Origin of the sequence: Aquitalea sp. ASV15, from assembly GCF_016429115.1 — a bacterium.
GTDB lineage: Bacteria > Pseudomonadota > Gammaproteobacteria > Burkholderiales > Chromobacteriaceae > Aquitalea > Aquitalea magnusonii.
Genome location: NZ_JAELTZ010000021.1, coordinates 13659 through 31634, shown reverse-complemented (window position 1 = coordinate 31634; position 17976 = coordinate 13659). Strand labels below are relative to the sequence as shown.

Below are 17976 nucleotides of genomic sequence, written 5' to 3'. Positions count from 1 at the left end.
TTTACTGACCTCCACCGGTGATGGCGCTATTCAGACTGGAAATACGCTTGCTCAGAAAGGTGAGCGTGGACTGGTACTGCAAGGCGTTATCGGCAAAGGCAGCGCGCTCCACATCCATGTCCACCGTGTTACCGTCCAGGCTTTGCTGTACCGCATTGCGATACTGCACAGCCGGTTTGCCGGCACTTCCGCCTGCGTTTCCAGCCAGATGACGCGCATCAGTCACATTCATCGCCAGCTTGCCTTGTCCATCCTGCGCAGACTGCAAGGCCTGCTTGAAATCGAAATCCACTGCCTTGTAATTGGGGGTATCGGCGTTGGCAATATTGCTGGCAATGACTTCCTGGCGGTATGCGCGCAAATTGAGCGCCCGCTGCTGAAAATCGAATTCCTTGCCAATCTTGTCCAACATGACCCTACCTCCCTGGATACGTCCCCATCATTAGCAGGAACCGTGCCAGGAAAAACCATCCATTCAGAGCATTGATTTTATTGGCTTCACCCCCTCCCCCCACCAGCAGACAGGTCGCGGCAAGCGGCAGGAGCGGCAAGTTTTGCCGCCGTGTCACCGCCACTGCCGCCAGCGGCAAAAACAAGACCGCCGCTACCGGATGGCAGCGGCGGTCTTGTTGACTACTGACAGGGCAGCCAGGCTGCCCGCCGAGGACATCAGCCCTCACGCACCTCGAAATCGTGGGTGATGTCGGCGGTCTTGCCCAGCATGATGGAGGCCGAGCAATATTTCTCGGCCGACAGCTTGATGGCCCGCTCCACCACTTCCGGCTTCAGCTCCCGCCCGGTCACCACAAAATGGAAATGGATTTTGGTGAACACCTTGGGTTCGGTCTCGGCACGCTCGGCCTCCATTTCCACCCAGCAGTCGGTCACTTGCTGGCGCGACTTTTTCAGGATGGAAATCACGTCATAGCTGGTACAACCGGCCGTGCCCAGCAACAGCAGCTCCATCGGGCGCGGCCCCAGATTACGGCCCCCCCCCTCCGGCGCGCCATCCATCACCACCGCGTGGCCGCTACCGCTCTCGCCCATGAAGCACACGCCATCCACCCATTTCAGTCTTGCTTTCACTGCTCCACCCTTCCGCTTTTGTTCAGCGCAAATCCGCTTGATCGCCACAGACTATCATTCCCGATTTGGGCAGACAAAGATTCACCGGTAAAATGGAAAGATTACCCTGTTATAAAGCCATCATGCTGGTACTTGGAATCGAATCATCGTGCGACGAAACCGGCGTTGCACTGTACGACCTGAAGGCGGGCCTCATCGCCCACCATCTGCATACGCAAATGGCCATGCACGCCGAATACGGTGGCGTGGTGCCCGAACTGGCCAGCCGCGACCACATCCGCCGGGTCATCCCGCTCACCGAAGCCTGTCTGGCCGAAGTCGGCAAGACCCTGGCCGATGTGGACGCCATCGCCTACACCCAGGGTCCCGGCCTTGGCGGGGCGCTGCTGGTGGGGGCCAGCGTGGCCAATGCACTGGCCTTTGGCCTGAACATTCCGGTGATCGGCGTTCATCATCTGGAAGGCCATCTGCTGTCGCCACTGCTGGCAGAGCCACGGCCAGACTTTCCCTTTATCGCCCTGCTGGTTTCTGGCGGCCACACCCAGCTGATGGCGGTACGCGGCATCGGCCAGTACGAGGTACTGGGTGAAACGCTGGACGACGCGGCCGGCGAAGCCTTCGACAAAACCGCCAAACTGCTGGGCCTGCCCTACCCTGGCGGCCCCTTGCTGTCGAAACTGGCAGAAGAAGGCGACCCGGCACGCTTTAGCCTGCCACGCCCCATGCTGCACAGTGACAACCTGGACATGAGCTTTTCCGGCCTGAAAACCGCCGTGCTGACACTCAGCAAACAGGTGGAAGCCGAGCATGGCCAGATTGACGAGCAAACCCGCAAGGACATCTGCCGCGCCTTTCAGGAGGCCATTGTCGAAGTGCTGGTCAGCAAATCGCTCAAGGCGCTGAAACAGACCGGCATGAAAAAACTGGTGGTGGCCGGTGGCGTGGGGGCCAACAAGCAGCTGCGCGCCGCGCTGGATCAGGCCGCCCTGCGGCGCAAGCTGCAGGTGTACTACCCGCCACTGGCGCTGTGTACCGACAACGGCGCCATGATTGCCTTTGCCGGCGCCATGCGGCTGCAATACGCCACGGCACCGGGTAGCTATTCGATCAAACCGCGCTGGGACCTGTCCACCCTGCCCGCCGCCTGAACCAACCACGCCGGGTGCCACGCATCCGGCCAGCCTGCCTAACATGATCCAACTGAAAAACCTCAGCCTGCGTCGCGGCCTGAAAGAATTGCTGGTCAACGCCAGCCTTACCCTGAATCCCGGCTACAAGACCGGCCTGGTCGGTGCCAATGGCGTGGGCAAATCCAGCCTGTTTGCCCTGCTCAAGGGCGAGCTGCACGCCGATGGCGGTGACGCCGACATCCCCAGGCAATGGGTGATGGCCCATGTGGCACAGGAAACCCCGGCACTGGATACCGCTGCCATCGATTACGTGCTGGATGGCGACCACGAACTGCGCCAGCTGGAAGCCGAACTGGCGGCCGCAGAAGCGCGTGACGATGGCAGCGCCATCGGCCATCTGCACGGCGAACTGGCCCGCATCGAGGCCTACTCTGCCCCGGCCCGCGCCGCCAAGCTGCTGACTGGCCTGGGCTTTGCCACCGAAGCACACCAGCAGCCGGTCAAGAGCTTTTCCGGTGGCTGGCGCATGCGGCTGAACCTGGCGCAGGCGCTGATGTGCCGCTCCGACCTGCTGCTGCTGGACGAACCCACCAACCATCTGGATCTGGAAACCGTGCTGTGGCTGGAAGACTGGCTGCAAAGCTATCCCGGCACCTTGCTGATCATCTCGCACGACCGTGACTTCCTCGACAGTATTTGCAGTCATATCGCCGAAGTAGCCAACCAGACCCTGACGCTGTACACCGGCAATTACAGCCAGTTTGAAACCATGCGTGCGGAAAAGCTGGCGCGCCAGCAGGGCGAGTTTGACAAGCAGCAACGCCAGATTGCCCATCTGGAGTCCTTCATCACCCGCTTCAAGGCCAAGGCGACCAAGGCCAAGCAGGCACAAAGCCGGGTGAAGGCGCTGGAAAAGCTGGAGCGCATCGCCCCGGCCCATGTCGCCTCGCCCTTCGATTTTCACTTCGACAGCCCGGACAATCTGCCCAATCCACTACTGCGGCTGGACAAGGTGGATATCGGCTACGGCAGCACCACCATTCTGCGCGGCCTGTCGCTGTCGGTGGAAGCCGGCAGCCGCATCGGCCTGCTGGGGGTGAATGGTGCCGGCAAATCGACGCTGGTGAAGCTGCTGGCGGGCGATCTGCCGGCACAGGCAGGCGAACTGATCAAGGCACAAACGCTGAAGATAGGCTATTTCGCCCAGCACCAGCTGGAAACCCTGCGCGTGGATGAGTCGCCGCTGCAGCATATGCAGCGACTGGCACCTGGCGCCCGCGAGCTGGAGTTGCGCAGCTTCCTCGGCGGCTTCAATTTCCGTGGCGACAATGCCACCGATCTGGTCGGCCCGATGTCCGGCGGCGAAAAGGCCCGGCTGGCCCTGGCCATGATCGTCTGGCAAAAGCCCAATCTCTTGCTGCTGGACGAACCCACCAACCACCTGGACCTGGAAATGCGCCATGCGCTGACGCTGGCCTTGCAGGACTTCTCCGGCGCGCTGATCGTGGTATCCCACGACCGCAGCCTGCTGGAGTCCACCACCGACCTGTTCTGGCTGGTCAGCGGCGGCACCGTCACGCCCTTTGATGGCGATCTGGAAGACTATCGCCAATGGCGGCTGGCCCAGCTGGCGGAAAGCGGCAAACCCTCCACGGGTGACGCCCAAAGCGTCAACCGCAAGGAGCAGAAACGCCAGGAGGCCGAAGCCCGCCAGAAGCTGGCCCAGCTGAAAAAGCCGCTACTGAGCCAGCTCGCCAAGCTGGAAAAGCAGCTGGAACAGCTCAGCAGCGAAAAAAACCAGCTGGATGCCTTTATGTCCGGCGAGGACGCCTATAGCGAGGCCAACAAGGGCAGGCTGGCCGAGGCGGTCAAACGGCTGGGCGTGGTCAGCAGTGAACTGGCTCAAGTAGAAGAAGACTGGATGCTGCTGCAAGAACAGCTGGAGGCACTGGAAAACAGCATGGACAGCCCGGACTGACCACCCGCACAGCAAGAGCGGGCCGGCAAACACCGCCCCGCCTCTTGCTGCCGGCTGCAATTATCCACAGCAATCAGAGGATAAAGCTGTGGATAAGCTTTGAACAAAGCAAAAAACCCTTTGCCGTAGAAATACTTGCAGTCATCGCTCAGAAAAGGGGCAAATGCGCTGTCGCAAAGGCATGCGACGCACGGCAGGCTGCCAGACCCTCGGCCAGCTCACACCGACCACGACAGCCTGCCCTGGCGCGGCTCACCGGTCAATAGTGCCGCCGCCGGCCAGCGCAGGATAGGCCACGGCTCGGTCAGCGCCACACCCCCTGCCGGGCTGCAGGCGATAGCCCCGGATATTGCCACGGTAGTTAAGGAAATATCTGGTTTCAGCCAGGCCAACTCCGCTCTAGCATCGCTCTTTTAGCCAATTCGGAGGGCGTATGCGCACCAGGCACAGCTTGCAGGACCAAACAGTCGTGATCATCGGCGGCAGCTCCGGACTGGGACTGGCCAGTGCGCAAGCAGCCATCCACGCCGGTGCCAGGGTCATCATCGGCTCCTCCAGCACAGACAAGCTGCAACAGGCAGTGCACAGCCTGGGGCAACAGGCCAGCAGCCACCCCGTCGACGTACTGGACGCCGCTTCCATTCAAGCCTTTTTCGCCGCCATCCCGGCGCTGGATCACTTGCTGATCACCGCCGCCGTGATCCGCCCCGGCTTGTTGCTGGAGGCAGACATCACCGCACTGCAAACCAATCTGGACAGCCGCTTCTGGGGTAGCGTGCACAGCATCCGCGCCGCAGCACCCCGGCTGGCCGCCAGTGGCTCCATCACCCTGACCTCCGGCATGGTCACGCAGCGGCCACAGCCGGGCAAGGCGCTGGCCGCCGTGGCCGCCGGTGCGGTGGAAACGCTGGCGCACAGCCTGGTGGCGGAGCTGGCACCCCGCCGCATCAATGTGATCAGCCCCGGCCCCATGCATACGCCGCTGCTGAGCGGGGCGCTGGGTAACGATGCCACGCGACTGCAAGCCCTGGCCCATACCCTGCCCTTGAAACGGCTGGGCGAGGCCAGCGAGTTTGCCGAAGCGGCACTGTTCCTGATGGCCAACCCGGGGATGAATGGCGAGGTGCTGCATCTGAATGGCGGCGCCGCCTGGGCCTGAGCCTGGCGCAGCCGGCACTTCACCAGTGTGCCTGCCACCCGCTGCTGGCGGGCGGTGGCAGGCAAACCCCTGCTCAAACCAGCAGCTTGCCCGGATTCATGATGTTATTGGGATCGAAAACCGCCTTGACCCCACGCATCAGCGCCCTATCTGCCGCGCTACGTGTCACGCCCAGATAATCGCGCTTGAGCAAGCCCACACCATGCTCGGCCGACATGCTGCCGGCAAACTCCGCCACCAGGGCAAATACCTGCTCGTTGACCGCCTCGCAGGCGCGCCGGAAATCTGCCAGCGCCCAACTGGCCGGCTTCAGCACATTGATATGCAGATTGCCATCGCCGATATGGCCATACCACAGCACCTCGAAATCCGGATAGTCGTGCTCCAGCAAGGCCTGCAAGCGCTCCACGAAGGCGGGCAGCCGGCTGATCACCACCGAGATGTCGTTCTTGTACGGGGTATAGGGGGTGATGGCGGCACTGATACCCTCGCGCAAGCGCCATAGCGCACCGGCCTGCTGCGCGGACTGGGCCAGCACGCCATCGGCCACCCAGCCTTGCTCCAGGCAATGTTCAAATGCCTGCAAGACCAGCGCATCGTCAGCCGATGGCGGCAATTCGCACTCCAGCAGCACATAAAAAGGCTGGCGCTGTGCCAGTGGCGGCCTGGCCTGCTCGGCCGCCAGCACATGGCTCAAGGCCTGGTCGGAGAAAAACTCGAAGGCTTGCAAGGTGAGCCGGCTGCGAAAGGCATGGAACACCGCCATGATGTCGGCCAATTGCGGCACGGCCAGCAACAGCACTGCGCTTGGCGGTGCCGGATCACACAAGCGCACCGTCGCCTCCACCACCAGCCCCAGCGTGCCCTCGGAGCCGATGAACAGGTGGCGGAAGTCATAGCCGCTATTGTTCTTGTTCAGCCCCAGATTGCACTGCAGCAACTCGCCACTGCCGGTCACCACCGTCAGTCCGGCGATCCAGTCACGGGTCATGCCATAGCGCACCACGCGGATGCCACCGGCGTTGGTGGCGATATTGCCGCCGATCTGGCTGGAGCCGCTGGCGGCAAAGTCCACCGGATACAGCAGCCCCTGCTCGCGGGCAAAGGCCTGCAGCGCCGCGGTGACCACGCCCGCCTGGCAACGTACGGTGCGCGCCAGCGGGTCGAACTGGTCGATACGGTTCATCCGCTCGAAGGACACCACCACTTCGCCGTGCGCCGCCACGGCTCCGCCGGACAGGCCGGTGCGACCACCGGATGGCACAATGGCCACCCTATGCGCATTGGCCCAGCACACCACGGCCTGCACCTCCTCGACACCGCGTGGAAACACCACCGCCGCCGCTTGCGGCTTGGTATAGCGCGTCCAGTCCTGGCCGTAGCGCTCCAGCGTAGCGGCATCGTCATGAATGCGTTCGGCCGGGATGAGGGTTTGCAAGGCAGCGAGTTGGGATGGGGTGAGCACGGCAGGATCCAGGCAATAAAGAGGGCAGCGACTACCTTAGCACGCGGCCAGGCAAATAAAAAAGCCGCTTACCTTAGCAAGGGAAGCGGCCTGCATCACATCGTGACGGTCAGCAAGATTCAGGCAACAGCCGCCTGTTTTTGCAGCATGGACACCAGCTCGGCAATCTTGCGCTTGAGTTCGCGGCGATCGACGATCATGTCGATGGCACCCTTTTCCAGCAGGAATTCCGAACGCTGGAAGCCTTCCGGCAGGGTTTCGCGCACGGTTTGCTCGATCACGCGCGGGCCGGCAAAGCCGATCAGCGCACCCGGCTCGCCAATCACCACATCGCCCAGGAAGGCGAAGGAGGCAGACACGCCGCCCATGGTGGGATCGGTCAGTACCGAGATGAACGGCAGCTGGTGATCGGTCAGCAATTGCAGCGCGGCACTGGTCTTGGCCATCTGCATCAGCGAGTTCAGGCCCTCCTGCATGCGCGCACCACCGGATGCCGCCACGCAGATGAACGGCGCCTTGGCTTCGATGGCAGCCTGTACGCCACGCACGAAACGCTCGCCCACCACCGAACCCATGGAGCCGCCGATAAAGCGGAACTCAAAGGCGGCGACGACAGCCGGCATGGAATGGATGCTGCCTTGCATCACCACCAGCGCATCATCTTCGCCGGTGCTGCTTTGCGCCGCTGCCAGGCGGTCGGGATAGCGCTTGCCATCCTTGAACTTGAGAATATCCACCGGCTTGACCTCGGCACCGATTTCACGGCGGCCTTCGTCATCCAGCAACATGTGCAGCCGCTGACGGGCATTCAGCGGGTGGTGGTGATTACATTTGGGACATACCTGCAGATTGCTCTCCAGGTCGGTGTAATACAGTACGGCTTCACATGCCGGGCACTTGCTCCACAGCCCCTCCGGTACCGCTGAAGGCTTGTCAGCGCGGGAATCGCGCTTGATCTTCGGCGGCAGGAGCTTGTTCAACCAGCTCATGCTGACTCCTTGCTCAACGCAGTCCGGCAGGCTATGCCGGACTGACAATAAAACGGGGTGTTGTCACCCCGTTTGCGTGTCCTTAAAGAATGGCAGCTTTCAATTCTGCTACCAGACCGGTCAACCGCTCTTTGGCGGTTTGTTCTGTAGCCGCCTCGATTTCCTGCACCAGCCGGCTCCCCACCACCACGGCATCGGCCGTCACTGAGATGGCCTTGGCGGTGGCGGCATCGCGAATGCCGAAGCCAACGCCGATGGGAACCTGAATATGTGCTCTAAGGGCGGCAATTTTACGCGCTACATCGTCAATGTCCAGATTTCCTGCACCGGTGACGCCTTTCAGCGACACATAGTAGACATAACCACGGGCGTGACGGGCGATTTCACGCACCCGTGCCTCTGGCGTGGTCGGGGCAATCAGGAATACCGGGTCCAGATCCGCCGCGATCAGCGCAGCAGACAGTTCCGCCGCTTCTTCCGGCGGGCAATCCACCGTCAGCACGCCATCTACGCCAGCTTCGCGCGCTTGCGCGGCGAAGCTGGCATAACCCATGACGAAGACCGGGTTGAGATAGCCCATCAGCACCACCGGCGTGGTGGTATTGGTCTGGCGGAACTGGGCCACCATGGCCAGTACATCGCGCAGACCCACCTTGTGCAGCAGTGCGCGCTCGGAGGCACGCTGGATGACCGGGCCATCGGCCATCGGATCGGAAAACGGCACGCCCAGTTCGATGATGTCGGCACCGCCATCCACCAGGCCGTGCATCAGCTCCACCGTAAGCGCAGGGTGCGGGTCGCCGGCGGTGATAAAGGGAATCAGCGCCTTCTTGCCATCCAGCCGGGCAAAACATGCAGCAATACGTGACATAAGCCTTCCTTAGCCTGGTTAGAGCGTGATACCGGCAAGACCGGCCACGGTATTGATGTCCTTGTCGCCACGACCGGACAGGTTGACCAGAATCACCTTGTCCTTGCCCATGGTCGGCGCCACCTTGGCGGCCCAGGCCAGCGCATGGCTGGATTCCAGTGCCGGGATGATGCCTTCCAGATGACAGCAGTCGTGGAAGGCGCTCAGGGCTTCCTGGTCGTCGATGGCGACATATTCGGCGCGGCCGATGTCTTTCAGGTAGCTATGCTCCGGGCCGACACCAGGGTAATCCAGGCCAGCCGACACCGAGTGGGTTTCCACTACCTGGCCGTTGGCATCCTGCATCAGATAGCTCTTGGCACCGTGCAGCACCCCCACGCCGGCACCACCGGACAGCGGAGCGGCATGCATGCCGCTGGCAATGCCATGGCCACCGGCCTCGACACCCACCATGCGCACACCGTCCACATTGATATAGGGATAGAACATGCCGATGGCGTTGGAACCGCCACCCACGCAGGCCACCACCACATCCGGCTGACGACCGGCTACTTCCGGCATCTGTTCTTTGGATTCCTCGCCGATCACCGACAGGAAGTCGCGCACCATCATCGGATACGGGTGCGGACCGGCCGCCGTGCCCAGAATGTAGAAGGTGCTGTCGACATTGGTCACCCAGTCGCGCATGGCTTCGTTCAGCGCGTCTTTCAGGGTCTTGGAGCCGGACTCCACCGGCACCACGGTGGCACCAAGCAGTTTCATGCGGAAGACATTGGGCGACTGGCGCTTGATGTCCTCTGCCCCCATGTAGACAAAGCATTCCATGCCGTAGCGGGCAGCCACGGTGGCAGTGGCTACGCCATGCTGGCCGGCACCGGTCTCCGCAATCACCCGCTTCTTGCCCATGCGGCGGGCAAGCAGGGCCTGGCCGATGGCATTGCTGATCTTGTGCGCACCAGTGTGGTTGAGGTCTTCACGCTTGAAGAAAATCTGTGCACCACCCAGTTGCTCCGACCAGCGCCTGGCGTGGTAGATGGGACTGGGGCGGCCCACATAGTGTTTCAGCTCGTGGCGAAACTCTTCCCAGAAAGTCGGATCGGCCTTGACGCGCTCGTATTCGTTCTTGAGTTCGTCCAGTGCCGCCATCAAGGTTTCGGCAACATAGACGCCACCATACGGTCCGAAGTGGCCGTTTGCATCCGGAAGATCATACCGCTCCATGCCTTGCTCCTGATATGAACGCTGCCATTCTGGCAGCATCTTTGATTCCCTTGGCTGCTTCCACACCGCTGGAAACATCCACTGCCGCCGGCCGCACAGCGGCCACGGCTTGCTTGATATTCTGGTCGTCCAGCCCGCCGGACAAAATCAGCGGCAGGGGCAGGTCTGCTGGCAACAAGGTCCAGTCAAAGGTGGTCCCGGTACCACCGTGCGCGCCTTCGACAAAGGCGTCGGTCAGCAGGCCGCGGGCGTCCGGGTATTGGGTGGTGGCGGCTGTCAGGTCCAGTCCGGGCTTCACCCGTACCGCCTTGAGATAGGGACGGCGGAAGGAGCGGCAGAATTCCGCGCTTTCTTCACCGTGGAATTGCAGCATGTCGATGCTGCACGCCGCCAGCACTTCTTCCACCCATTCGCGCTCCGGATTGACGAACAGCGCCACCACGCTGACAAAGGGCGGCAAGGCGGCAATCACCGCCTGCGCCTGCACCAGGCTGACATTGCGCGGGCTTTTCGGGTAAAACACCAGGCCGATGGCATCGGCGCCCAGGCGGGCGGCTTCCGCGCCATCCTCCGGCCGGGTAATGCCGCAAATCTTGATTCTGATGCTCACATCATCTCCACAGCGCCAGGCGGGCCGGTGCGGCCTGCGATGGCAATTGATACTGTGCCGGATAACCGACTCCGGTCAGGTACAGCCCGTCCGGCATGAAAGTTGGCGGTGCACGGGTACGATCCTGTGCGGCAAGCAGCGCCTCAAGATCAGCCGCATCCAGGCTGCCCTTGCCCACATACACCAGTGCACCAACGATATTGCGCACCATGTGGTGCAGGAAGGCATCGGCCAGCAGATCGAAACGGATCAGCCCGCCCGCCTCGCTGATCTCCAGTTGCTGCAGGTGTTTGACCGGGCTTTTCGCCTGGCATTCTGCCGCACGAAAACTGGAAAAATCATGCTGCCCCAGCAAGATGGTGGCAGCCTGGCGCATGGCCTCGACATCCAGCGGCTGGTGATACCAGCCCACCTTGCCGGCCAGCAGACAGGGGCGCACCGGATGCGTCAGCAGGAAGTAGCTGTAGGCGCGGGAAAAGGCGGAGAAACGGGCATGGAAATCCTCGTCCACCTCGCGTGCCCACACCACGGCCACCTCGGGCGGCAGATGGGCATTCACCCCGCGCACCCAGGCATTGAGCGGGCGCGCAATCGGGCTGTCGAAGTGCACCACCTGCATGGCCGCATGCACACCGGCATCGGTACGGCCGGCGGCCAGGGTTGTAATGTCTTGTCCGGCGATCTGGCTCAGGGCCTGGTTCAATCTGTCCTGGACGGTATTGCCATGCGGCTGAGTCTGCCAGCCGGAAAAAGCCCGGCCGTCATACTCGATGCCGAGCGCTATTCTCATGCCCACACCTTGCTTGCAACATCCTCCGCTGCCGCAGCCTTGGCCGACAACAACGGACGCTAAAACAACAACTCTACCCTATCCGGCGGGGTTTACGCCATGCCGTCTTGCATGATAAGCCTGCCGCCGCGCGGCGACAGCAGCACAAAATAATCCCCGTGGCAGCGGACCATGCAAAACGGGGGAGCATTGGCTCCCCCGTTTTGCATGGCCTGGCCGTCCGCACTACACGGTTTGGCCGGCTTCCTTCATCAAGGCTGCTGCCGTTTCCTTGTCACCCATTTCCAGGTAAAGCTTGGCCAGTTCCATCTTGTCATTGGCCTCGGACTGCGCCTTGCCTTGGGCTGCGGCCGGCGCTGGCGATGCCGGCGGCGGCGGTGGATCCACCTTGACCGATTCCGGCAGGTCAGACAGGAAATCCATGCTCAACATGGGCTCGGGCGCCTGCTTTACCGCATTTTCCAGCTCCTGCTCACCCAGCGAGGCAAAGGCATCCAGGCCGCTCAAGGCCGGATTGGGCTCGGCAGCCGGCGGCAGCGGCGCGGGCCCGGCGGATGGTTTGTCGAGGAAATCCATGGCCAATGGCGCTTCCGGCTCGGGCTCAAGCGCCCCCAGCTCGGCAGCCAGATCCAGCGGTGGCACATGCTGCGGCAGCGCCTCGGCCATCGCGGCCGGGGCCGCGGCCGCGGCAGCGGAATTGACGCGCACCGGCTCCAGGTCGAGCGGCGAGGCGGCCGGGACCGGCTTGGCATCAAACAGCGGATGCTCCGGTGCCAGCGTGCGGCCCAGTTCGCACACCCGCATCCACAGGGTGCTGTCCTTGCCGAAAATACCCCGCGCCGTGGTCGCTTCGGCGATGAAGCCGTCCTTGTCCGGCTGCATCGCCAATACTTCCAGCAGCTTGTAGCGCAGATCCTGCCGCATCGGTTCGCGCACCAGACCTTCACGCAGGATTTCCAGCGCCTGGTCGATGCGACCGTAGGCAAGGTAAACCTCCGCCTCGGCAATCAGGTCGACCGAAGCCAGATCAATCCCTTCCCCGCGCTTGATGCCACTCATCAGCGTGGTCAACGGCCCCATGGTCAGCATGGAGGCATTATCCGCAGCCGCCTTGCTCGCAGGCTTGCCCGCCGATTCGGCGGCCTTGCGCTGGCGCAGGCGCTGTGCCACCAGCAGCGCACCCAGGCCGACAGCGGCGGCGGCGCCGCCATACATCAGCGCACCGCTATTGCGCAGGCTGTCCAGCACATCATCCACCATGGATGGCGCTGGCGCAGCCTCGACTGCGGGCTTGGGCGGCGCTGCCTTGACCGGCGGATGAGCCGGCTCGGCCGGTTTCACCGGCTGCGCTGCCGGTGCCGATGCCACGGCAGCGACCGGCTGGCTGGCGACGGCCACTACGGCGACGGCTGGCTGACTGGCAACAGCAGCCACCGCGGGCTGGCTGGCCGCAGCATGGGTTTCGCCAGCAGCCGTGCTGGCTGCTGCGGCTTTGGCAATTTGCAGATTGCGGATTTTCTGCTCCAGCTCCAGCGCCTTTTGCTGGGCCTGCAGCAAGGCCTGATCCTGTTTTTGCAGAATGGTCTTCAGGCGATCTTCCTGCGCAGCTTCAGCCCCACCGGCGGCCACGGCCTTGACCGCAGTCACCTGGGGTGCCGAGGCTGCCGGCTTGGCCGCTGCATGCGCTGCTTCGGCCACCGGCTTGCTCATGGGTTTGAGGGTGGCGACGGCATCCGGCTTGGCCGGGGCCTTGACTGCCGGCGCCGGCGGTTCCGGGGCTGCAGCAGGCTGCGCGACACTGCTCTGGGCATTATCCGCAGCCAGACGCCAGTCGGCCGGATATTTCAGGGCCGCCCCCGCGCGCAGGCGATTGACATCCCCCGCGATGAACGCATCCGGATTACTCCGATACAAGCGTCTGGCGACATCGGCCTGACTGCCGGCACCCTTTACCCTGGCGGCGATCAGCGACAAGGTATCGCCATGCAGAACCCGGTACACCTTCAGCGGTTGCACCTTGTCTGCGCCATGCACGTTCTTGCGCACACCAACGGAGTCGACGGCACGCTCTTCAACGGTGTAGCCATTGGGATCCAGCAACAGATTGTAATGTTTCTGCGCATGGACATTGCCGGCACCGACTTCCAGGCGGAAAGCCAGCACCGGGTCGTTCATCGGCTGGCTGCTGCGCAGCAACAGCATGGATTTGCCGGCTGGCGACTTGCTGATCTGGTGCGAGATGGAGGCAATCAGCTGCAACTGCTCGCCGCTGGGCGCACCCTGCAGGCTATCTGCAGACAGCGCCACCCTGACATTGTCTGTCTGCTTGACTGCCGTACCGAACAATTCCAGCTCGGCCACCAGTGGCTCGCCCAGTTTGGATTTAACCTTGAGTTCACCCAGGCCCAGGCTGCTCAGACGGGGCATCTGGTCTGGCGAGACGACGTTTTTCTTGACCGTGTCGTCATGAACCGGCTGTTTGTCCTTGCGCGGCGGGCCATCCCGCAGGTAATCGACCTCGAACTCCCGCACCAGGCGGCCGGCCGGCCAGCTCATTTCCACCGCGAAACGCAGCAAGGGCTCATCGAAATGGCTGGGCCCCTTGACCAGGATCTTCTGGATACCGCCATCCGGCTTGCGGATGGCGGAAAACTTCAGCACCGGCGCCGACTGGCTATATGTCGACACCAGCGGATATTTGTTGCGATCAGCCAGGCTGACCAGCACATTCCCTTGCGGCTCTTCGTCCACCACGGGAATTTCCGCTTCAAAAGGCTGACCTTCCGAAGACAGGACATGAATCGGCCCCAGGCCGGCGAAGGCCGATCCTGCAGAGCCCATGCCGGCCAACAAGATGGCGAGCAAGGTCATGCTATGTTTTGAAGCCATGATCTGGACTTCCCCGATTCCTGCTAAGGCAGGTTTTATTGCTAATGAACTACCCGGCTAAAACGTGTGCCATTCAATAGTAAAACCGACAATATTGCAAAACAGCGCGGCTGGCACCACAAAACTGGACCTGATCGACAAGCTCGGCATCAGCTGCTGATTTTGGTAAGCAAAGCCTGGGCTTCCTCTTTCAAACTTCCGTGTGCTTCTCCAACCAGATCCTGCAACACTTCCCGGGCACCATCACGGTCGCCCATGTCCAGATAGACCTTGGCCAGATCAAGCTTGGTGGACAAAGGATCATCCAGCAGGGTCATGCCTTCGGCCACTACCGGGGCGGGTTCAGCTGCAGGCGCGGCCACGGCGGCAGCACTGGCTGCCGGTGCAGCGGCCGGTGTGGCCGCCACCATGTCTTCGTACAGCGATTCAAAACCATCCGTGCTGGCCGCAGAGGCCGGCAGCTCGAGGGTGCCGGTTTCCGGCTGGCCATGATTGTCGGCAGCCATTTCAGCCGCCAGACCATCCAGGTTGAAATCGAAATCCAGCAAATTGCTCTCCGCCGCGGCCGGTTCGGCCGGGCTTGGCGTGGCAACCGGCTCGGCCTGCGGCGCGGCAGCCAGTTCGGCATCCAGATCAAAATCCAGCATATTGGCTTCGGCCAGGGCCGGCTCGGCTGCGGGGGCTTCTTCTTCGAACAAGGCTGCGCGCAAGGGATCTGCCGCCGGTTCCGGCTCAAGCGTAGCGGGCGCCTGGGCTGGCTCTGCCTGCAGATCGCCAAACAACTCACGATCCAGATCGATGATGCCGTCGTCAACGGCGGCAGGACTTTCCACCGGGGCGGCGTCTTCCGGCAGCTGGTACAGCGCATTGGTCGGGTCAATGCCCAGGCCCATGGCGGCCACTCTGGCCCAGGCCTGGCCCTTGCCATCAGTCGTGGCATGGAACTCGCGTGCCAGCTTTTCGAAATTGGCCGCATCCGGGCGTGCCGCATACAGTTCAAGCAATTTCTGGCGCACTTCCTGTCGTGACGGATCCTTGGCCAGGGCATCCTTGAGGATTTCTTCGGCCTGTGCGTCGCGCCCGTAGGCCATGTATACCTCGGCCTCGGCCACCGGATCGACTTCGGCAGCATCGATATCACCCGATGCCTGGGTGAAATTGGTCATGAAGGAATGAGCGCCACTGACGGTGTGCGGGCCACTGCCGACTGCGTTCCGTCCCAGCACGGCGTTATTGGTCTGGGTGGACAGCTGTAGCGAAGTGGCGGTGCCCGCCTTGCGGCGGCGGGCAATCAATGCGCCGAGCAGCCCCAGCAGGCCGACACCGGCCACGCCGCCACCAACCAGCGGCAGGTTGTCGATGAGCCGGTCCAGCAGGGAAGGCTCTGGCGGGGGGGGCGGAGGCGGAGGTGCCAGCGGCTTGTGTACCACGGCAGGTTTTGCTGCAGGGGCAGCTTCGGCAAGCGGCATGCTGGCCGGCTGCGGCGGTGCAGCGGTGGCCGGACTCGAAGCGGCAGCAAGGGGTTCGGCCTGCGGCTGGGAGGCCTGCGGCTTGCCGCTTTGCATGGCCTTGAGCTGCTGCTCGAGGGCCGAGATGCGGGCCTCGGCGTCCTTCAGGGATTGTTCACGCGCGGAAACCTGTTGTTCCAGTACGGAAAGCTTGGCGCTGGACTGGCTGGCCGGGGCATCCGGCGGCAGCACCTTGAGCACATCCTCACCCTGGCCGTGCGCTGGCGACTTGGCCTCTGCCGCTGCACCGTCGGGATGCAGGATGGCATTGACCCGTGCTGCAGATAGCGACTTGATCTTGGCGGCGGGCGGAATTTTCAGGGTTACGCCCGACTTCAGCGTATTGGGATTGCCATCGCTGAAAGCATGCGGATTGGCCTGTACCAGTGCGGCCATGGTCTGCTCCAGCGTGGCGCCCGGCGGGACGGCCTTGGCGGCCATGCCGCGCAGGGTAGAGCCGGTACGGGTCTGCAGTACGCCACGGCCGGCATTGCGGCTGGCCTTGCCCGTCTTGCCCTGGTAACGGCTGGACAGGTTTTCATCGGCATATTGCGGTACATCCTGCACGATGGATTTGGATGCCGGCGCATTATAGCTGGCCGGATCGAGCAGCACGGTATATTCGCGCACCGAGCGGCCGGAGCTGGTTTTGGCCTCTACCACAAAGCGCAAATAGGGATCATTGATGGGTACGGCAGAGCTGACGCGAACAATGGCACCATGTGCCGAGGGCGCCAGCTGAAAGCGCAGTGCCGACATGGTGCTGGCATAATCGACATTCAGGTCACGGAAGGTATCGGGACTGGCCAGGCCGACGCGGGCGCCTTCCAGTTCGTTCGAGCGCACCCCGGTCAGCTCGATGTCCGCGTGAAAGGTTTCCCCCAGGAAGGATCGCACATTGATCCTGCCAAGTCCGGCCCATACATTTGCCGAGCAAACCACCGCTACCGCCAGCACGCTCAGCTTGAATTTTGCCTGATTATTCACAGTCTACCTTCCGGCACTTATTTATCTTGATCTTATTCGCTCGGTTTGCCCTCGCAGGCAAAGAGCTGGCAACTAGTGCCATCTTAGGCCCTAGCCAAGCTTTTAGCTAGATTACATAACAACAAAACCCCGGATGAACCGGGGCTTTACATTTATTCTTATTCAAACACGCCTGCTTTATACATGGCCTCGGCAACCAGCACGCAATTCAATGCGGCACCGACACGGACATTATCTGCCGCCAGCCAGAACTGAATGGTATTTGCGGTTTTGCGCAGGCGGCTGATCCATATGCCGTCATTACCGGTTGCTTCCATTGGCGTAATATAACCGCCGTGCTGCTCGGCGGTGACGCATTGCAATCCTGCCGCCAACAGACGGTTTCTGACTTGCACCAGATCAATATCGGCAGCGACTTCCAGGCTGACCGCCCAGGCGTGTCCGAAGAAAACCGGCACACGCACTGCGCTGGCCTCAATCGGCAATTGCGGCTGTTGCAACAGGCGACGCAATTCCAGCACGATCGAACGCTCTTCTTCGGCCATACCGTCTTCATCCAGTGCACCAATCTGCGGCAGCACATTAAAGGCGATACGCTTTTCAAATACGACATTTTCCGATTCGCGTTGCGAGAACAAGGCGGTGGTTTGCTCGGCCAGTTCTTCCAGCGCCTTTTGACCCGCGCCGGAAACCGACTGGTAAGTTGCCACGGTCAGACGCTTGGGCTGCAAGGGCAGCAAGGGACGCAGCGCCATGGCCAGCGGCGTGACGGTGCAGTTGGGCGCAGCCACCAGCGCACCGGCTTCCAGATCTTGCAGCTGGTCGCCATTGACAGACGGCACCACCAGCGGCACTTCCGCATCCAGCCGGTAGGCATCGCTGAAGTCAATCACGGTCACACCGGCGGCGCGGGCTTGCGGAACATATTCGCGCGCCACATCGCTGCCGGCGACAAAGATGGCCAGCGCCACATTCTCGAAACCGAATTCATCCAGCTGACGGATATCCAGTTCCAGATTGCCATAGCTGACGGTAGACGCTTCATGCTCCGGGCCATCCACGGCAAACACCCGCTCCGCCGGGAACTGGCGCTGGGCCAGCAGTTCGAGAACAGATTGGCCGACCAGGCCAGCGGCACCTACCACAGCAAGCTGCATCATCCGAATAAATCCTTACATTCTTGGAAAAGGCTGATTGTACCTCAGCCAAAAGCAAAGGGCGCGTTAAGGCGCCCTTTGCAGTGTAGTCGATTCCGGCGACAGTCCGGTTAAAGCCTTAAGTCTATTTCAAGCT

Annotated in this window: 14 protein-coding genes; 3 read left to right on the top strand and 11 right to left on the bottom strand. The window is 62.2% G+C overall.

Annotated features, from left to right (window positions below; translation table 11 throughout):
- Position 1 precedes the first annotated feature (1 nt).
- Positions 2-412 (bottom strand): flagellar basal body rod protein FlgB, encoded by a 411-nt coding sequence (flgB, locus tag JHD64_RS11350; RefSeq protein WP_059285867.1) that lies wholly within the window; start codon positions 410-412, stop codon positions 2-4.
- 257 nt (positions 413-669) lie between these two features.
- The gene (locus JHD64_RS11345; RefSeq protein WP_059285868.1) at positions 670-1086 is read right to left on the bottom strand and encodes an OsmC family protein; all 417 of its coding nucleotides are present in this window, start codon (positions 1084-1086) and stop codon (positions 670-672) included.
- A 122-nt stretch (positions 1087-1208) separates the two neighbouring features.
- Between JHD64_RS11345 and tsaD the strand changes: the two genes are divergently transcribed.
- The 3 genes from tsaD to JHD64_RS11330 all read left to right on the top strand — a co-directional run bounded on the left by tsaD (position 1209) and on the right by JHD64_RS11330 (position 5353).
- A complete protein-coding gene (gene tsaD / locus JHD64_RS11340; protein ID WP_199053293.1) occupies positions 1209-2234 on the top strand; it encodes a tRNA (adenosine(37)-N6)-threonylcarbamoyltransferase complex transferase subunit TsaD in 1026 nt (341 codons plus the stop codon).
- A 43-nt stretch (positions 2235-2277) separates the two neighbouring features.
- Entirely contained in the window at positions 2278-4194 is a 1917-nt protein-coding gene (locus JHD64_RS11335) for an ATP-binding cassette domain-containing protein (protein ID WP_199053292.1), read from the top strand.
- A gap of 433 nt (positions 4195-4627) precedes the next feature.
- Positions 4628-5353 carry an SDR family oxidoreductase gene (locus tag JHD64_RS11330; protein WP_199053291.1) on the top strand — a complete coding sequence of 242 codons (726 nt, stop codon included), beginning with the start codon at positions 4628-4630 and terminating at the stop codon, positions 5351-5353.
- Between the two features lie 73 nt (positions 5354-5426).
- Here the strand turns inward: JHD64_RS11330 and JHD64_RS11325 are convergent, their stop codons facing one another.
- From JHD64_RS11325 to JHD64_RS11285, 9 genes are all read right to left on the bottom strand, one after another.
- Positions 5427-6818 carry an FAD-binding oxidoreductase gene (locus JHD64_RS11325; RefSeq protein ID WP_199053290.1) on the bottom strand — a complete coding sequence of 464 codons (1392 nt, stop codon included), beginning with the start codon at positions 6816-6818 and terminating at the stop codon, positions 5427-5429.
- A 119-nt stretch (positions 6819-6937) separates the two neighbouring features.
- Positions 6938-7807, bottom strand: coding sequence for an acetyl-CoA carboxylase, carboxyltransferase subunit beta (gene accD / locus JHD64_RS11320; protein ID WP_059287192.1), 870 nt, complete (start codon positions 7805-7807; stop codon positions 6938-6940).
- Positions 7808-7889: 82 nt separating this feature from the next.
- Positions 7890-8678, bottom strand: a complete 789-nt coding sequence (gene trpA, locus JHD64_RS11315) for a tryptophan synthase subunit alpha (protein ID WP_059287193.1) — start codon at positions 8676-8678, stop codon at positions 7890-7892.
- A gap of 18 nt (positions 8679-8696) precedes the next feature.
- Positions 8697-9899, bottom strand: coding sequence for a tryptophan synthase subunit beta (gene trpB, locus JHD64_RS11310; RefSeq protein WP_110313488.1), 1203 nt, complete (start codon positions 9897-9899; stop codon positions 8697-8699).
- On the bottom strand, positions 9886-10509 hold the full coding sequence (locus JHD64_RS11305) for a phosphoribosylanthranilate isomerase (protein ID WP_199053289.1): 624 nt from the start codon (positions 10507-10509) through the stop codon (positions 9886-9888). Before JHD64_RS11305 ends, trpB begins: the two co-directional genes overlap by 14 nt.
- Before the next feature lies 1 nt (position 10510).
- Positions 10511-11299 (bottom strand): tRNA pseudouridine(38-40) synthase TruA, encoded by a 789-nt coding sequence (gene truA, locus JHD64_RS11300; RefSeq protein WP_059287194.1) that lies wholly within the window; start codon positions 11297-11299, stop codon positions 10511-10513.
- Positions 11300-11524: 225 nt separating this feature from the next.
- Complete coding sequence (locus JHD64_RS21990; RefSeq protein WP_233170448.1) at positions 11525-14188, bottom strand: FimV family protein; 2664 nt, start codon at positions 14186-14188, stop codon at positions 11525-11527.
- 149 nt (positions 14189-14337) lie between these two features.
- A complete protein-coding gene (locus tag JHD64_RS11290; protein WP_199053288.1) occupies positions 14338-16683 on the bottom strand; it encodes a FimV/HubP family polar landmark protein in 2346 nt (781 codons plus the stop codon).
- Between the two features lie 158 nt (positions 16684-16841).
- Positions 16842-17843 (bottom strand): aspartate-semialdehyde dehydrogenase, encoded by a 1002-nt coding sequence (locus JHD64_RS11285; RefSeq protein ID WP_199053287.1) that lies wholly within the window; start codon positions 17841-17843, stop codon positions 16842-16844.
- Positions 17844-17976 lie beyond the last annotated feature (133 nt).

What these genes read in the sequence shown, in the direction of transcription:
- trpB (WP_110313488.1), bottom strand. Translation starts at nt 9,899, where the DNA reads ATGGAGCGGTATGATCTTCCGGATGCAAACGGCCACTTCGGACCGTAT.
- tsaD (WP_199053293.1), top strand. Translation starts at nt 1,209, where the DNA reads ATGCTGGTACTTGGAATCGAATCATCGTGCGACGAAACCGGCGTTGCA.
- JHD64_RS11335 (WP_199053292.1), top strand. Translation starts at nt 2,278, where the DNA reads ATGATCCAACTGAAAAACCTCAGCCTGCGTCGCGGCCTGAAAGAATTG.
- JHD64_RS21990 (WP_233170448.1), bottom strand. Translation starts at nt 14,188, where the DNA reads ATGGCTTCAAAACATAGCATGACCTTGCTCGCCATCTTGTTGGCCGGC.
- JHD64_RS11285 (WP_199053287.1), bottom strand. Translation starts at nt 17,843, where the DNA reads ATGATGCAGCTTGCTGTGGTAGGTGCCGCTGGCCTGGTCGGCCAATCT.
- flgB (WP_059285867.1), bottom strand. Translation starts at nt 412, where the DNA reads ATGTTGGACAAGATTGGCAAGGAATTCGATTTTCAGCAGCGGGCGCTC.
- truA (WP_059287194.1), bottom strand. Translation starts at nt 11,299, where the DNA reads ATGAGAATAGCGCTCGGCATCGAGTATGACGGCCGGGCTTTTTCCGGC.
- accD (WP_059287192.1), bottom strand. Translation starts at nt 7,807, where the DNA reads ATGAGCTGGTTGAACAAGCTCCTGCCGCCGAAGATCAAGCGCGATTCC.
- JHD64_RS11330 (WP_199053291.1), top strand. Translation starts at nt 4,628, where the DNA reads ATGCGCACCAGGCACAGCTTGCAGGACCAAACAGTCGTGATCATCGGC.
- trpA (WP_059287193.1), bottom strand. Translation starts at nt 8,678, where the DNA reads ATGTCACGTATTGCTGCATGTTTTGCCCGGCTGGATGGCAAGAAGGCG.